Origin of the sequence: Acinetobacter sp. YH01025 (assembly GCF_013420185.1) — a bacterium.
Taxonomy (GTDB): Bacteria; Pseudomonadota; Gammaproteobacteria; order Pseudomonadales; family Moraxellaceae; genus Acinetobacter; species Acinetobacter indicus.
The window spans coordinates 172,941-189,030 of the sequence record NZ_VOYR01000001.1 but is presented as its reverse complement, the minus strand read 5'-3'; the positions used below and the strand labels follow the sequence as shown (position 1 = coordinate 189,030).

Genomic DNA, 16,090 nt, shown 5'->3' with positions numbered 1-16,090 from the left:
CGCCATTTAGTACGTTCCTACGTATTTTCGCTTGATCTTACAATATCGCTCTTCACTAACAGACTGCTGATAAAATTCACCCATTAAAAAAAGCCCCGACCTGCGGAGCTTTTTCATGTTTAATTTACAGCGCGTACTGCGAGCTTATTCTGGTAATGGAATAAACTGTTTATCACTGTTTTGCACTTTACGCTCACCAACCACCACTTGCAGCTCTAAAGACTGTTCTTCACGTTCAATCAGGATATTCACCGGCTGGTTCGGTTGCTGCAGCGCCACATAATTAATCAGGTGTGATGTTGAGCTAATCTCTTCATCATTCACTTTCAGGATTTTATCGCCACGGCGAATACCGGCTTTGGCCGCAGGACCATTGGCCAAGACATCTGCCACCACCACGCCACTTTGTTTTGGCTCCAGAATATTCTGTTGCTGTACCGGCAATAAGCTAATACCTAACCAGCCACGTACCACGCGACCATCTTTTAAAATCGAGTTCAGTACCTGCTGACAGACCTGTGCCGGAATAGCAAAGCCAATGCCCAAAGAACCGCCCGATTGCGAGAAAATTGCGGTATTAACCCCAATTAAGTTCCCGGCCACATCAATTAGCGCACCGCCGGAATTCCCCGGGTTAATGGCAGCATCAGTCTGAATAAAGTCTTCATAGGTATTAATGCCTAAATCCGAACGACCGGTCGCGGAAATAATCCCCTGAGTGACGGTTTGGCCTACCCCAAACGGGTTACCAATCGCCAGCACCACATCACCGACTTCATTGCCACTGAGTTTAAATGGTAAAACCGGTAACTGATCCAGCTCAATTTTAATTACCGCCAAGTCGGTATCCGGATCGGTGCCGACCACTTTTGCCTCGGCACGACGGCCATCATGCAAGGCCACCACAATCTGATCGGCCTGGGCAATCACATGGTTATTCGTCAAAATGTAACCATCGGCACGTACAATCACCCCGGAACCGAGGCTGTTTTCATTAGGTCCCTGGCGATATTGTTCCGGTAACTGATCACCAAAAAATTCACGGAATGCCGGATCATTAAACAAAGGATGATTAGGCTGCTTGATTTTCTGGGTGGTAAAAATATTGACCACGGCTGGTGCTGCCACTTTTACGGCAGCACTATAAGACACCACCCCGCCAGTACGGGTGGTATCAATCAGCGGTTCTACTTTTTCAGCAGGCATTTTCACCCCATCCGGGGCAACAGGAGCTTTCGGTTTTTGAAACTGTTGCCAGCCCAAAAAGCCAATAATCACAATAATAAGTAACACCCAAGGTAACCATGTAAAGGTCCGGCGCACAGCTCTATCCTCTAAAATTTTTTAATTCATTGATGACTAAGTAATTTATGACCTATTGTAAAGCGAAATACATAAGGAAACATAAAAATCACTAAAGAGTTTTGTGCTGCTTTAGTTACAATTCAAAATATGTTTTGATGACAACAAAATTTAAGGCTTTTGAGAGATTTATGGCTAAGCTGCATGACCTGATCCGCTGGTGTGATCAAACCTTAAAATCAGCCGAGTTTAAAGACTATGCCCCAAACGGCTTGCAAATTGAAGGCAAACCGGAAGTCAAAAAAATTCTGTGTGCGGTAACTGCATCACAAGATGCAATTGAAGCCGCCATTGCCGAGCAAGCCGATGTGCTGCTGGTGCATCATGGCTATTTCTGGAAAGGTGAACCCTACCCGATTACCGGAATGCGCGGTAAACGCATTAAAAGCCTAATCCAGCATGATATTTCACTGGTAGGTTATCATTTACCGCTCGATTCACATCCTGAACTGGGCAATAATGCGGCCATTGCTGATATTTTGGGACTGGAGCAACTGGAAGCACTGGACCCGAGTGAACGTCATCCGATTGGCAATATTGGCTATTTAAAACAGGCCATGTCACCAGAAGCGTTTAAAGCCCTGTTAAGTGAAAAACTGGGGTTTGATACCATTCATTTACCGGCCAATCCAACCGAAATCCGCAAAGTCGGTTTCTGTACCGGCGGCGCGCAGGATTATATTCATAAAGCCGCAGCGCAAGACTGTGATGCCTATATTTCTGGCGAAGTGTCAGAACGTACCTTTTATGAAGCCAAAGAACTGGGCGTCCATTATTATGCCTGTGGCCATCACGCGACTGAACGCTACGGTGTACAGCGTTTGGGACAGGCGCTGGCACGCGAATTTAATCTCGAATATGTCTATTTCGAATTGAATAATCCGATTTAAAACTTGGGAGATGAATTGAGGCTGGCTTATACGTATAAATTAAGGATTTATTGTGTAATGTTATTTATAAGCAATGCGCAATTTTGTTGAATAATCTATTACAATAAGCCGACTTAAACTCAAAACCCAGCATAAGCAAGGAATTGAAAACATGACAACGATTACTTTACCAGCATTACCATATGGTTACGAAGATCTTGCGCCGCACATCAGCAAAGAGACTTTAGAATTTCACCATGACAAGCACCACAACACCTATGTTGTGAACCTGAACAACCTGATCGCAGGTACTGAGCTTGAAGGTAAAACTTTAGAAGAAATCATCAAGGCAAGTGCTGGCGATGCTTCTAAAGCAGGTATTTTCAACAATGCTGCACAAGTATGGAACCACACATTCTACTGGAACTGTATGGCGAAAAACGGTGGTGGTAAACCTACTGGTGCAATTGCAGCGAAAATTGATGAAGCTTTTGGTTCATACGAAAAATTTGCTGAAGAATTTGCAACTGCTGCTGCAACTCAATTCGGTTCAGGTTGGGCATGGTTAGTGGCTGACGACGTAAACGGCAAACTGTCAATCATGAAAACTTCAAATGCAGATACGCCAATGGCGCACGGCAAAATTGCAGTATTAACCATTGACGTTTGGGAACACGCTTACTACATCGACTTCCGTAACGCACGTCCTAAGTACATCTCGACTTTCCTTGAAAGCCTGGTGAACTGGGATTATGCCAACGCGAAACTTGCAGGCCAACCAGCTGGCGTAGAAAAATAATTTTATTTTTCTATGTAAAAAATCACCCTTTAAGGGTGATTTTTTTATTTTTAGGGAATAACTGCATAAATCTAAGGCAAATGATTCATTTGTTTAAATAATCTGGTTGACGACCGGCGCATTCCTCCCTAAAATGCGCATCAGATTCTCCAATAGCTCAGTCGGTAGAGCGACGGACTGTTAATCCGCAGGTCCCTGGTTCGAGCCCAGGTTGGAGAGCCATCTAATCTCCCATAGCTCAGTCGGTAGAGCGACGGACTGTTAATCCGCAGGTCCCTGGTTCGAGCCCAGGTGGGAGAGCCAAGATTCTAAAAACCCACTCCAGTTGAGTGGGTTTTTTTATGGTGTTTAGATTGGGGGATTCAATGAGAATCATCATCCTAAAATAGCCCCTACCTGTACCACGGCACCCTGCCCGTCATAGACCAGTAAAAGCCACACACCAAGCTTTCTGCTTCCAAACGCCTTCATTCGTTTATTTTTAATTCAGTTAAACTGAAAAACTACATTTTTTCAGGCCGCGGACTTGACCACCTGCCCTTTGCCGCCTAGAATGCGTTTCAGATTCTCCCATAGCTCAGTCGGTAGAGCGACGGACTGTTAATCCGCAGGTCCCTGGTTCGAGCCCAGGTGGGAGAGCCAAGATTCTAAAAACCCACTCCAGTTGAGTGGGTTTTTTCTTTATACAAGTATGTGTTGTGTTCAATAGCGCTCAGTCGACTTTCTTCTTTATTGGCTGCCTGGCCACACTGGTGCTGATGCTGCTGGTGGTAGCTTCCTATTTGCGCCCCAAACAGAAATATTTTCCAAAAAAAGTCATTACCCCGTTTGAAGCCAAGATGTTTGCCCGTTTAAAGCAGGCTTTTCCCGAACATCATATTCTGGCTCAAGTTGCTTTTAGTGCGTTAATTACCAATAGTAACTACAAGATCCGTTCCCGCTTTAATCGCAAGGTCACCGATTTTGTTTTGCTGGATCAGCAGATGAATGTGGTGATTATTATTGAACTGGATGATCCCACTCATATTGGCAAAGAAAGTGAAGATGCCGAGCGGGATGCCATGTTGCTTGAGGCGGGCTATCAGGTGATCCGATACACGGAGATTCCGAGTATCAGACAATTGCAGCAGGATATTCTTTAATTAAGGCGCTACAGCTTCAGAAGCTGCTGGTTTCGCATTGGCCTGTTGTTGAGCTTGTTGCTGCGCCTGCTGCTGTTCAGCCGCTTCACGCGCTTTAATCCGCGCAATCATCTCTGCCTGCTGCTGTTTGTATTTTTCCTGATTTTTAGCATCGCTGTTGACAGCCAGAAACGCCATACTGACCAGAAAAACAGGAATCAGCAGACCTAAACTGGCCAACAGAATAATCTTTTTGGTATTGGGTGGCTGATTCGGTCGTTGCTGTTCAGGCGCGGTCATGAGAGAGTCCTCTGTCAGATGCATCAAAATGACGCTCAATATAACAAAATCATTTTCGAGGACAAAGCCTCTGTTGATGTTTGCTTGAACCTGAAGATACAACACAGCCGCCTGTACGGCTACAGACGGCTGCGTTACAGATCACGTCAGACTGCTCATCTACCCGATTAGAGGTTCAGCTGAATCTCGCCAAAAACCTGAGTTAAACAGGCCAGATGATCAAAGCCTTGTTCTGGTGTGTCCTGCATCCGCCAAGCCACATAGCCATCCGGACGTACCAGCACGGCACCGGCATCGGCAATTTCCGATTTTTGCTGCCAGGTGGCATAGACATCGCGATGTTCACGTGAACCAATCTGAATCACATCCAGATAGTCCAGCTTTAACCGGGCCGCTGCCGCTTTCCATGCTGCACCCGATAAACCGGTCAGTAGCGTAAAGCGCCCTTTACCGACAATATCCAGGGTGGAATGTTTATAGCCCTGCGCATCAATCAGCCAGGTATGCGGTAGTTTGGCACCCGGACGTGTGGTGGCTTGCAAATACAGCTGCGGGTCCTGTACAAAGATTTCTTCATCTGTTTCTGCCAGCACGGCATTGGACAGATAACGCTGGTTTAGCTCCACCCCTTGAGCATTAAACTCATAATGTTTAATCGCCAGCGCCTGATACAGCTTTTCCCGAATCTCGGCCGCTTCCGGTGTTTCCGCAAAAATCCGCTGCAACATCTCGGCCTGGGTCTGCACGCCCTGATCAAAACCAAATACTGCTTTTAAGTGCTTATAGTCAAAACGGGACTGGTTGGCACGCGCCACAATCTGCTTGCCCACCGGCGCCCGTTCATCACTATAAGAGTCCAGTAGCGCTGGCTTGGCCCAGCCTTTAAGCACATAAGCCAGCTTCCAGCCCAGGTTAAACGCATCCTGCATACAGGTGTTGGAACCTAAACCACTCGATGGCGGATGACGATGTACCGCATCGCCACCACAGAACACACGCCCCACCGAATACTGGGTGGCCCAGGTCTGATTGACATACCAGTAAGATACTTTTTCAATTTCGACCTGCTGCACCTCTTCACCCACAAAGGTGTTCAGTCGCGCCCGAACCTGGGCTTCGGTGACTTGCGGCTCGCCTTTGCTGATATCAAAGCCCCAGCCCATAATCCATTCATTCCAGGGCTGAATGGCACGTAGCAATCCCATGCCCAAGTCACCAAAACTGGCTTCCGGATTCACAATCCATTGTAAAATGGCCGGACGATGCGCCACGTATTTGGACAGGTCGGCTTTAAAAGTGACGTACACGGTTCCGGCACGCGCCATCACTCCTTCTAAGGGCAGCTTCAACTCTTCGACAATTTTCGAACGCGCCCCATCCATACCAATTAAATATTTGGCTCGCAGGCTAAATTCAGTTTGGGTCACCCGATTCAGGAAGGTCGCGGTTACGCCGTGCTCATCCTGAGTATGTGATAAATATTCGGTATTGAAGTTATAAATCGCACCACGTTCGGCCGCATTCTTGACCAGCAGTGCTTCCATTTTCGGCTGGATCAGATCGACAAAGGGACATGGACTGCCTTTGATGTAATCGCCATGACGTTCATCGCCCGTGCCCCAGCAGCTCATCCGGGCAATTTCTTCCCCGACCAGACTGGTGGTGAGTAAACTTTCGCCCATCTGCTGCCACGGCGTGGCAATGGCTTTGACCTGCTCTTCAATGCCCAAGTCACGCAGAACTTCCATCGCACGCTGATTGGTAATATGCGCACGCGGACTGTTGGCCAGCCAGTTAAACTGGGTAAACAGCTGTACCCTGATGCCATAATTGGCCAAGGCCAGCCCTAAAGTAGAACCCGCCGGCCCCGTACCAATCACCAGCACATCAGTATCATAGTGTGTAGACATTCCGGACTCCTTTCACCGCTGTATCTGTTGCAGAATATTTGTATGCAGTGTAATCCGCTCCATCCAGCCCGCCTATTTCTATGCGTATAAACGATAGTGCTATTGGTTTTAGCTCTAGTCAGCTGCTGGATAAAACACATCGGCTGATGTGAAATGCAGTTCAGACTGTGTTGGGTTACACTAGGGCGATGATCTGCACGGTGGATGAAAGTCATGGAATTACGGCATTTACGCTATTTTGCAGCGGTGGCAGAAGAACAGAGTTTTACCAAAGCAGCCGATAAACTCTTTACCGCCCAGCCCTCTTTAAGCCAGCAGATTAAGGATTTAGAAGAAGAAGTCGGGGTTCGTTTGCTGGATCGCTCCGCGCGGCAGATTCAACTGACCGATGAAGGCCGGGCCTTTTTACCTTATGCCTTGCAAGCGATTGAAAACGCCAAACTTGCAATTGCCGCAGCGCGTCAGGTGGCGCATCAGAAAAACAACCAGATTCATATTGGCTTATTGAACGTGGCCGAGCTGAAAGTGCTGCCGCTGATGCTAGAACGCTTAAAACAGGCCATTCCCAATCTGCAGATTCATATCCAGAGCCTGACCTGTCTGGAGCAGATTCAGCGCCTGAAAAATGCTGAGCTGGATTTAAGCCTGACCCGCTATGCCATTCAGCAGGATGATTTTGTCGATCTTCCCATTTTGTCAGAGAAAATCTATCTGGTGTCAGGGCAAAAATCTACACCGACCAAGTCGCGGATGAGTGCTGAAGCCTTGCTGCAACAGCGGCTGATTATGTGCGAGCAAACCGCTTCTCCGGTGTTTTATGAACAGGTCACCCGGCAGGTGCCGATTGAACAGATGCCGGCCGAGCAGTTACTCTGGGTCACCAATGTATTGCAGCATATTAATCTAATTAATCTGGGGATGGGCTACAGTTTTGTGCCGGAATATCTGCTGCGCTTTCTGAATGAGCATGTGGCGATCATTGAAACCGATTTTGAAGTTCAGCCGCTCCATCTATATGCCAATTACCGTAAAAATAACCATAATCTGGCACTGCAGCTCATTACTCAGGAACTGGCCAAACTCGAAATCTCGGTCACTGAGAGCTGATCAGCCCCGATCTTCCGGACTGATCAGCGAGTTTTAGGAGGATATTATTGCGCAGGCATGTGGGTTTGAATAAAGCGCACCAGCTCGGCATTTCTCTGCACAATGGCCTGGGTATGCGAGGCACCCGGGACCAATTCATATTCAACCGTCGTCCCCATTTCTCTTAAGTTATCTACCAGTGCCGTGGTGACAGCTGCCGGTACAGCAGTATCTGCCTCACCCTGAATCACCATAATCGGTTTATCCAGCTTTTTGGTGGCCGGCTGGTTAATGGCCAGGAAGCGCTTAATGGTTGCATTGTCCTGGAAATTTGCCGTCAGCCCCGGATAATCAGCCACAGCAAGACCACTATTTTCAGTAAAGGCATCTATATCTTCTCTAAAGGACTGCATCAGCTCGTCCAGACATTGGCCATTTTCACCATTGTTGCCTTCGGCTTCTGGCACAATATCCTGCGATTCCGGCTGGAAGATGCTGAGGTAATTAAAGTCCGGTTCATAGGCTTTAATGCCGACCGCGACATAGGCAGCATAGGCCATCAGTTCTGCATAGACATTACGGGCCGTTCCAACCGGATACAGACCAACACTCTCTGCCAGTTCCAGATCACGAATGGCCGCCGGCGCGACTTCCGCAATGATATAACCCAGACTCGAAGCCGGTGCTGCTGCCACTGCACCTTTATAATTGGCATCCTGATTGGCAAATTCCGCAGTACCTAAAGAGGCATGACCACCCTGTGACTGCCCCACCGACATCCAGGCACCATGCATGTGTGCACCCAGATCTTCTTTTAAGGCGCGTACTGAATAAATAGCAGACTGGGCCGCACTTTCTAAATGTAAATACGGATGAATGCCCGGCGTGCCCAGCCCTTCATAATCTGGCGCGACAATCACATAGCCTGCGGCCAGTAAACTTTCCGCCATGGCCTTAAAACGCGGATTTAAACTGTTGCGACTCGGTGCACAATGATCAGCAATGCCCACTGTTCCATGTTCCCAGACCACCACACGCCAGCCATCTACCGGACGAGGTGCGGACGGATAAAATACCATGGCGGTAGCTTCTGTTTTCTGGTCACGTACATTTGGCATTTTATAGGTCATGACCCGGATGATCGCACCTTCAATACCATCTTGGGTATAGGCAGCATCAGATACAAAAGTTTTGTCACGGATAAAGTTAAAGTCATTATCATCGCCACCACATGCTGTAAATAACAGCGCCGAGGAGCAGGTTACCGCCAATAACAGTTTTTTAAATGTCGTTGTCATCTTGAATTCCTCTTTATCTTCTTGTTGTTAAGTACTCAGCCTGAGTTCTTTGAATTAAGCATAAAAAAAGCATCCTGCTCGGATGCTTTGTTGGCTTTTTGCAAGATCAGACCAAATGCATAAACCTAGAGAAGTGCAAGAAAAATTCCGGCAAAAATCATCAGCCCAACCCAACGGTTATGCCGAAAAGCCCAGAAACATTGCTGCGGATTGCGGTCTTTGGTTTTGTGCCATTGATAGATAAAATCCAGTGCCACCACAGCCAGTGCCACCAGACCAAATGGCATGAACAGATTTTCGATCCACAACGCCGCGCCAATCAGGAGCAGACTGATCAGCTGCAAGGCAGAAATAATCTCAATATCATAACGGCCAAATAAAATGGCGGTCGATTTCACCCCAATTTTGAGATCATATTCGCGGTCAGTAATCGCATATTGAGTGTCATAGGCCACAGTCCAGGCCAGGTTGCCAAAGTACAATAACCAGCAGGTTAAATCCGGGGTTGCACCCACCGCGGTATAGGCCATAGGAATAGACCATGAAAATGCGGCGCCCAGAAATACCTGCGGTAAATGAGTATAGCGTTTCATAAACGGGTAGATAAAAGCCAGAAATAACGCCCCAAACGACCAGTAAAAGGTTTCAAGCGGCAAGAACAACAACAGGCAGGCACTGGCAGCAACCAGCACCAGAAACACCATCACCGCTTCTTTGGCGCTAATGATGCCTGTGGCCAAAGGACGGGTTTTGGTGCGCTCAACATGGGCATCGACTTTACGGTCGGCAAAGTCATTAATGGCACAGCCTGCCGCACGCATAAAGATCACACCCAGAATCATTGGAATCAGCACACCTATGGTCGGTGTTCCCTGAGCAGCAATCCATAAGGCCCACATGGTTGGCCAGAACACCAGTTCGGTGCCAATCGGCTTATCAAAACGGCATAAATAGTAATAGGCTTCCAAGCGCTCACGCCAGGTAATTGAATGTGCAGTTGCCATGACTGTCCTTAACCACGTTGCTGTTGAAAAGAAGAATGTAGAAATTGCTCAAAGCTGGGCAAGAAACTTTCTTGCACAATAAATTTACAGCCATGCCAAGTATAGCAGCTCTGTCTGGTCCAGCCTTCGGGCAATAAAATCACCCGGCGCTCACAGGCCGGATTGGTACGTTGAAACAAAAACCGGCCAATCGGCTTTTTACCAATATGCTTGAACAGGCGTGCTTTTTTTTGCAGGCTTAAAATCGGAAAAATACTTTTGGCTTGAACCCAGGGCTGCTCTTCACAGCCATATAAATAGCTTTCCCGCACCCAGGAGGTATGCTGATGCGGCATGCCCAGCCATTTGGCATCTTCAAAGCTCAGGCGCTGGAAACTTTCGCGCAGTGGCTGTACCTGAAACTGGCCACCGGCCAGATCGGTTAATTGTTGTGTCAGAGAGCCCGGTGCATACAGCCATGTCTTCAATCCTGCAGGAATGGTCTGATCCTGAAATTGACAGGTCTGTTGGCCGCGCATCACTTATTCCCCTTTTATCGCTTGGCCTAGTGTAACTGAAATCTGTTACTAAACCATGGGCTTTTCAGCCAAAAAGCGCAAATGTCATATTCACTATCAATCTACCTCACCTAAATGAATATGAAGGCCATAAAAAAATCCGCGACAAGCGCGGATTTTCTGAGCATGAATCTGAGGTCAAATTACAGGCTGTAGTACATGTCTAATTCAACTGGGTGAGTAGTCGTGTTCAGACGACGAACTTCTTCAGTTTTCAGCTCGATATAAGCATCGAGCATTTCTTTTGTAAACACGCCACCTTTTAACAGGTAGTCATGGTCAGCGGCCAGTGCTTCCAGCGCCATTTCAAGGCTGTGAGCAACGGTTGGAATTTTTGCTTCTTCTTCCGGTGGAAGATCGTACAGGTTCTTGTCCGCAGCTTCACCTGGGTGAATCTTGTTCTGGATACCGTCAATACCCGCCATTAACAGTGCCGCGAAACCTAAGTACGGGTTCATCATTGGATCTGGGAAACGTGCTTCAATACGTTTGCCTTTCGGGCTAGACACGTAAGGAATACGGATAGAAGCAGAACGGTTACGCGCTGAGTAAGCCAGCATAATCGGTGCTTCGAAGTGCGGAACCAGACGCTTGTACGAGTTAGTCGAAGGGTTAGTAATCGCATTCAATGAACGGGCATGCTTGATGATACCGCCAATGAAGTACAGTGCCATTTCAGACAGACCAGCGTATTCATCACCCGCGAACAGGTTTTTGCCGTCTTTAGAGATCGACATATGCACGTGCATACCTGAACCGTTATCGCCTACCATTGGTTTAGGCATAAACGTCGCAGTTTTCGCGTATTGGTGCGCTACGTTCCACACCGCATATTTGAACTGTTGCACTTCGTCAGCTTTACGCACCATGGTGTTGAAGCTCACACCAATCTCTAACTGGCAAGATGCAACTTCGTGGTGATGTACTTCTACACGACCTGGGCCCATGATCTCTTCGATTTTTGCACACATATCTGCACGCATATCGTGGTGAGAATCAACTGGAGGAACCGGGAAGTAACCGCCTTTAACGCGTGGACGGTGGCCAGAGTTACCAGACTCGTAGTCTTTACCTGTAGACCAAGCCGCTTCTTCAGCAATTAAAGTGTGGCGTGCGCCAGACATATCGATGTCCCATTTCACTTCGTCAAATACGAAGAATTCTGGTTCTGGGCCAAAGAATGCAGTATCACCAATACCGGTAGACTTTAAGTAATCTTCTGCACGGCGAGCAATCGAGCGTGGGTCACGTTCATAACCCTGACCTGTAGATGGTTCGATGACATCACAAGTCACGACAACTGTTGGTTCCGCAAAGAATGGGTCGATGAAACCAGTTTCAGCGTCTGGACGTAAAATCATGTCAGATGCTTCAATGCCTTTCCAACCAGCAATTGAAGAACCATCAAACATTTTACCGTCTTCGAAGGTATCTTCATCGATACTGTCTGCAGGGTAAGTTACGTGCTGCTCTTTACCCTTAGTATCAGTAAAGCGGAAATCGACCCATTTTGCACCACTTTCTTGTATGAGTTGAAGGACCTTGTTCGCCATGCTCATTTTGCTCCAATGATATTTTGTTGCACACCCAAGTGCGTGTTAGTAGTTGGCAGTTATTAAGCAATTACCGTACCAACTTTTAAAAGCAAAGTTAAAATATTGAATTTCTTATGAGAAATTAAGATTTAGGGATTTTGCTTTGTGCCTATTATACTAGGGCTATACTGAAATGCACCATATTCAAGCACTCTTTGCGATTTTTCCTGCAAAAGATTTCTCGTGTGTATCAAAATAGTGCAAATAATCAGGTTTCATTTTAACACAGCTTAATAATACTGCTGTTTATTTCGCCAATTTCGCGCTTCATGCAATTTTTCTAATGAATTTCAGACTGGATTAATTGAGTGATTTATAGATAAAAACTCTTTTTTCCAGTAAAAATCAGATTTTCATTTATTTCTGCTTATTTTTTCTTCAAGTGCTTTTCTGTGCGCTTTTCGCAAGTCGTGCTCAGCTAAATTTTTATGCCCATTTTAAAATGCGCCATTTTGGTGAATCTGCGTCATTATGCATCATTTTAGGGGTTTGGCAGCAAGAGGGGTCAACATCACAGCGCACACGTAAAAGCCACAAGCTGAATGCAGCTCAGCCATAAACTTAAAAGATTTCATCTGTATAAAAGCTATTCTGCTTGAAAATGTTCAGCCGCACATGTTTATTTTTTGCTATGATGATTTGCACTGCGTTTTCCCCGCATTTTTTCGCTCGAAAAATAGCCGTGTTGTGACCTCCCTCCACTTTGGAAAACCAGGCATTTCAGGGAATTCTTCAAGCACAGTCAGGTGCATAAATTTTGACAGGTTAAGCTCATGCTTTTGATGATCGATAATTACGACAGCTTTACTTACAACATCGTCCAGTATTTTGGCGAGTTAAATCAAGAAGTTAAAGTCGTTCGCAATGACAGCGTCACATTAGAAGATATTGAGCGATGGCAACCGAAGTATTTGGTGATTGGTCCCGGTCCGTGCTCGCCATCTGAAGCCGGCATTTCCATTCCAGCGATTCAGCATTTTGCCGGCAAAATCCCGTTATTGGGCGTATGTCTGGGCCATCAGAGTATTGGTCAGGCCTTTGGCGGCAACATTGTACGGGCCAAAAAAGTGATGCACGGCCGTTTATCGGATATGTATCACAGCGATCAGGGAATTTTCAGCAATTTGCCCTGCCCGTTTTCTGCGACCCGTTACCACTCGCTGGTGATTGATCAGGCGACTTTACCGGAATGCCTGGAAGTCACCTGCTGGACCAATGAAGCCGATGGTTCCATGGAAGAAATTATGGGCGTGAAACATAAGACATTGCCGGTTGAAGGCGTGCAGTTCCACCCGGAATCCATTTTGAGCCAGCATGGCCACAAAATCTTCCAGAATTTTTTAGAAATTTATGCCTAATTTAAACAAAGTGAACACCATGAATATTCAACAAGCTTTAAATCATATTACAAAACAGATTCACCTGACTCAGCCACAAATGGAAGATGTGATGCGTGCCATCATGTCGGGCGAAGCCACCGATGCGCAAATTGGCGCCCTGATGATGGGTCTGCGCCTGAAAGGTGAAAGCATTGATGAAATTACCGCAGCCGCGCGCGTGATGCGCGAGTTCGCGATTAAAATTGACGTTAGCGATATTCCGTATCTGGTCGATATTGTCGGTACCGGCGGTGATGGCCAGAACCTGTTTAACGTATCGACGGCATCCAGCTTTGTGATTGCAGCCGCTGGCGCCACCATTGCCAAACATGGTAACCGCGGCGTATCGACCAAATCTGGTTCCTCTGACCTGCTGGAACAGGCTGGAATTAACCTAGACTTAAACATGCAGCAAACTGAACGCTGTATCCGCGATATGGGCGTAGGTTTCCTGTTTGCGCCGAACCATCATAAAGCCATGAAATATGCAGTTGGCCCACGTAAAGAACTGGGTATTCGCAGTATTTTTAACCTGCTCGGCCCGCTTACGAATCCGGCCGGAGTTAAACGTTTTGTGATTGGCGTATTCTCCAGCGAACTCTGCCGCCCGATTGCTGAAGTGATGAACCAGCTGGGTGCTGAACACGTGCTGGTGGTGCATTCACGTGATGGTCTGGATGAAATCAGTCTGGCATCTGCCACGACCGTAGCAGAACTGAAAGATGGGGAAATCACCGAATGGACCATTACTCCAGAAGAAGTGGGCATTGAATCGCAAACCCTCACCGGTCTGGTGGTGGAAAACTCGGCAGAAAGTCTGGCCCTGATTAAAGATGCACTTGGCAAAAATAAATCTGAACGCGGTGAAAAAGCGGCCAACATGATTGCCCTGAATGCCGGCGCCGGGATTTATGTGTCTGGTCTGACCAAAACCTATCAACAGGGTGTGGCACTGGCGCATGACATTATTTATGGCGGTCAGGCACTGGAAAAAATGGGCGTACTGGCCGAATTTACCAAAACCTTAAAACAGTACGAAGCTTAAGACGGCAGGATAAAATCATGGTGGATATCGCAAATACCATTTTAGGTAAAATTGTTGATCGCAAACAGGAAGAGTTTGCTGCACGTCTGAAACAGCGCAGTCTGAATGATCTGGAACAACTGGCCCAGGCCGCCACACCGGTGCGCGGTTTTACCCAAAGCTTGAAAAGCAAACGTCCGGGCGTGATTGCAGAAATAAAAAAGGCCTCGCCATCTAAAGGGATTATTCGTGAAAACTTTAATCCGGCTGAAATTGCCCAGCAATATGAAGCTGCCGGTGCTGCCTGTCTGTCTGTACTGACCGATGTCGATTTTTTCCAGGGCGCTGATGAAAATATCGCGCTGGCCCGCAACCATTGCAGCCTGCCTGCACTGCGGAAAGACTTCCTGATTGATCCTTATGGTGTGGTTGAAGCTCGTGCGCTACATGCCGACTGTATCTTGCTGATTGTGGCCTGCCTGTCAGACCAGCAACTGGAAGAAATGTCGAAAACCGCGTTTGAACACAATCTGGATGTACTGGTTGAGGTGCATGACGAAGAAGAGCTGGAACGCGCTTTGCGTTTAAGTGATCGCTGTCTGCTTGGCGTGAACAACCGTAATTTAAAAACCTTTGATGTGGATTTAAACACCTCATTGCGTCTGAAAAAATTACTCGATCCAGCACGTTTACTGGTAACCGAAAGCGGTATTGCCACCCCGGCAGATGTCAAGATGATGCAGGAGCATGACATTCATGCCTTCCTGGTCGGTGAAAGCTTTATGAAACAACCGTGTCCGGATCAGGCCTTTAGCGAGCTGTTTGGTACGCCGCAAAAGGTCTAAGTCTTGGTGCAGTTCAGGAGGCAGGTTTATCCTGAACTGTGCGATTGTACTGCCCTACTTTCATAGGGCGGTCATCTTCCTATATCGCCCCATCTTAACATCTCTCATTTCAAGCCAGATGCAGCGCCAAGCTGAATCCGTTTCAGTTCAAATCAGGCGTAATTCAGACTATACTGGATTGAAATTTTATCCTCCTATTTTCGATTATGAGCAAACACGATTCTTCGCTATCGAAAGAACAGTTTAAATTACTCAAAGACTTTAAAAAGCAGATCAGTAATCCGCATCCGCGCGTAGAGCCGGCAGCGCCGGCCATCAAAACTGCCGAACAGGAACAGGCCGAAGATTTTGAGCTGTTTCAAAAAGAAATGCGTGGGGTCCAGAAAATGGATCATGGCAATATCGCGCCAGTGGCCCAACCGGCCAAGAAAAAGCTGGATGCCCAGACGCTGGCTAAACGCGCAGCCGCCGAAGGCCCCATGCAAACTGATGAGACCATTTTGTCGGACACGCAAGCCATGCTTAATCCGGTGGGCAGTCAGGCCAGTTTAAGCTACCGCATTGCCACCTTGCAGCATAAGGTGTTTGAAGATTTAAAAGTTGGCAATTTGCGCTGGTTTGAAGCGGTCGACCTGCATGGCTGTACCGTGGAAGAAGCCCGGGTGGCGGTGCTGCAAATTATCCAGATGGCCAAAGATGAAAACCAGAACGTGATTAAAATTGTGCATGGTAAAGGCCCGGAAGCCATTTTAAAAACCTATGTCAATGGCTGGTTACGTCAGCATCGTGATGTTCTGGCCTTTGTCAGTGCACCGGAAAAACAGGGCGGCACCGGTGCGGTGCTGGTTCTGCTAAAACGTGCAGAAAAGAATCCAAAGTTTAAACAATAAGCGGATTTTTCCTCAAAAGCAGGCATTGTTGCGGTTTTCTGCTACAATGCC

15 protein-coding genes and 3 tRNA genes are annotated in these 16,090 nt (G+C 47.2%); 11 read left to right on the top strand and 7 right to left on the bottom strand.

Annotated elements, in window-relative coordinates:
• Window positions 1-144 precede the first annotated feature (144 nt).
• Window positions 145-1,323: a trypsin-like peptidase domain-containing protein gene (locus tag FTT89_RS00880; RefSeq protein WP_005176504.1), complete on the bottom strand. Its 1,179-nt coding sequence runs from the start codon at window positions 1,321-1,323 to the stop codon at window positions 145-147.
• A gap of 170 nt (window positions 1,324-1,493) precedes the next feature.
• Between FTT89_RS00880 and FTT89_RS00875 the strand changes: the two genes are divergently transcribed.
• The 6 genes from FTT89_RS00875 to FTT89_RS00850 all read left to right on the top strand — a co-directional run bounded on the left by FTT89_RS00875 (window position 1,494) and on the right by FTT89_RS00850 (window position 4,172).
• Window positions 1,494-2,252, top strand: coding sequence for a Nif3-like dinuclear metal center hexameric protein (locus FTT89_RS00875; RefSeq protein WP_005176501.1), 759 nt, complete (start codon window positions 1,494-1,496; stop codon window positions 2,250-2,252).
• 151 nt (window positions 2,253-2,403) lie between these two features.
• On the top strand, window positions 2,404-3,030 hold the full coding sequence (locus FTT89_RS00870; protein WP_005176500.1) for a superoxide dismutase: 627 nt from the start codon (window positions 2,404-2,406) through the stop codon (window positions 3,028-3,030).
• Window positions 3,031-3,176: 146 nt separating this feature from the next.
• Window positions 3,177-3,252, top strand: a tRNA-Asn gene (locus FTT89_RS00865).
• Window positions 3,253-3,257: 5 nt separating this feature from the next.
• Window positions 3,258-3,333 (top strand) — tRNA-Asn (locus FTT89_RS00860).
• Window positions 3,334-3,596: 263 nt separating this feature from the next.
• Window positions 3,597-3,672: transfer RNA gene (locus tag FTT89_RS00855), tRNA-Asn, on the top strand.
• A 56-nt stretch (window positions 3,673-3,728) separates the two neighbouring features.
• Window positions 3,729-4,172 carry a DUF2726 domain-containing protein gene (locus FTT89_RS00850; protein ID WP_160243433.1) on the top strand — a complete coding sequence of 148 codons (444 nt, stop codon included), beginning with the start codon at window positions 3,729-3,731 and terminating at the stop codon, window positions 4,170-4,172.
• Here FTT89_RS00850 and FTT89_RS00845 read toward each other — a convergent pair whose 3' ends face one another.
• Complete coding sequence (locus FTT89_RS00845; RefSeq protein ID WP_127800411.1) at window positions 4,173-4,451, bottom strand: hypothetical protein; 279 nt, start codon at window positions 4,449-4,451, stop codon at window positions 4,173-4,175.
• A 167-nt stretch (window positions 4,452-4,618) separates the two neighbouring features.
• Window positions 4,619-6,361, bottom strand: a complete 1,743-nt coding sequence (locus tag FTT89_RS00840) for an FAD-dependent monooxygenase (RefSeq protein ID WP_180061310.1) — start codon at window positions 6,359-6,361, stop codon at window positions 4,619-4,621.
• 213 nt (window positions 6,362-6,574) lie between these two features.
• Between FTT89_RS00840 and FTT89_RS00835 the strand changes: the two genes are divergently transcribed.
• A complete protein-coding gene (locus FTT89_RS00835; RefSeq protein ID WP_180061309.1) occupies window positions 6,575-7,468 on the top strand; it encodes a LysR family transcriptional regulator in 894 nt (297 codons plus the stop codon).
• 44 nt (window positions 7,469-7,512) lie between these two features.
• On the opposite strand, the gene FTT89_RS00830 is transcribed toward FTT89_RS00835, so the two are convergent.
• The 4 genes from FTT89_RS00830 to glnA form a co-directional block, all read right to left on the bottom strand.
• A complete protein-coding gene (locus FTT89_RS00830) occupies window positions 7,513-8,745 on the bottom strand; it encodes a S9 family peptidase (protein WP_168383298.1) in 1,233 nt (410 codons plus the stop codon).
• A 125-nt stretch (window positions 8,746-8,870) separates the two neighbouring features.
• On the bottom strand, window positions 8,871-9,749 hold the full coding sequence (gene ubiA / locus FTT89_RS00825; RefSeq protein WP_005176488.1) for a 4-hydroxybenzoate octaprenyltransferase: 879 nt from the start codon (window positions 9,747-9,749) through the stop codon (window positions 8,871-8,873).
• Between the two features lie 8 nt (window positions 9,750-9,757).
• A complete protein-coding gene (locus tag FTT89_RS00820) occupies window positions 9,758-10,267 on the bottom strand; it encodes a chorismate lyase (RefSeq protein WP_016659978.1) in 510 nt (169 codons plus the stop codon).
• Between the two features lie 182 nt (window positions 10,268-10,449).
• Window positions 10,450-11,865: a type I glutamate--ammonia ligase gene (gene glnA, locus FTT89_RS00815; RefSeq protein ID WP_171065055.1), complete on the bottom strand. Its 1,416-nt coding sequence runs from the start codon at window positions 11,863-11,865 to the stop codon at window positions 10,450-10,452.
• A gap of 809 nt (window positions 11,866-12,674) precedes the next feature.
• On the opposite strand from glnA, the gene FTT89_RS00810 reads away from it, so the two are divergent.
• The 4 genes from FTT89_RS00810 to FTT89_RS00795 all read left to right on the top strand — a co-directional run bounded on the left by FTT89_RS00810 (window position 12,675) and on the right by FTT89_RS00795 (window position 16,039).
• Window positions 12,675-13,259 (top strand): aminodeoxychorismate/anthranilate synthase component II, encoded by a 585-nt coding sequence (locus tag FTT89_RS00810; RefSeq protein WP_005176479.1) that lies wholly within the window; start codon window positions 12,675-12,677, stop codon window positions 13,257-13,259.
• A 19-nt stretch (window positions 13,260-13,278) separates the two neighbouring features.
• Entirely contained in the window at window positions 13,279-14,325 is a 1,047-nt protein-coding gene (gene trpD, locus FTT89_RS00805; protein ID WP_016659977.1) for an anthranilate phosphoribosyltransferase, read from the top strand.
• A gap of 17 nt (window positions 14,326-14,342) precedes the next feature.
• Window positions 14,343-15,149 carry an indole-3-glycerol phosphate synthase TrpC gene (gene trpC / locus FTT89_RS00800; protein ID WP_180006712.1) on the top strand — a complete coding sequence of 269 codons (807 nt, stop codon included), beginning with the start codon at window positions 14,343-14,345 and terminating at the stop codon, window positions 15,147-15,149.
• Between the two features lie 206 nt (window positions 15,150-15,355).
• Window positions 15,356-16,039, top strand: a complete 684-nt coding sequence (locus tag FTT89_RS00795; RefSeq protein WP_180006713.1) for a Smr/MutS family protein — start codon at window positions 15,356-15,358, stop codon at window positions 16,037-16,039.
• Window positions 16,040-16,090 lie beyond the last annotated feature (51 nt).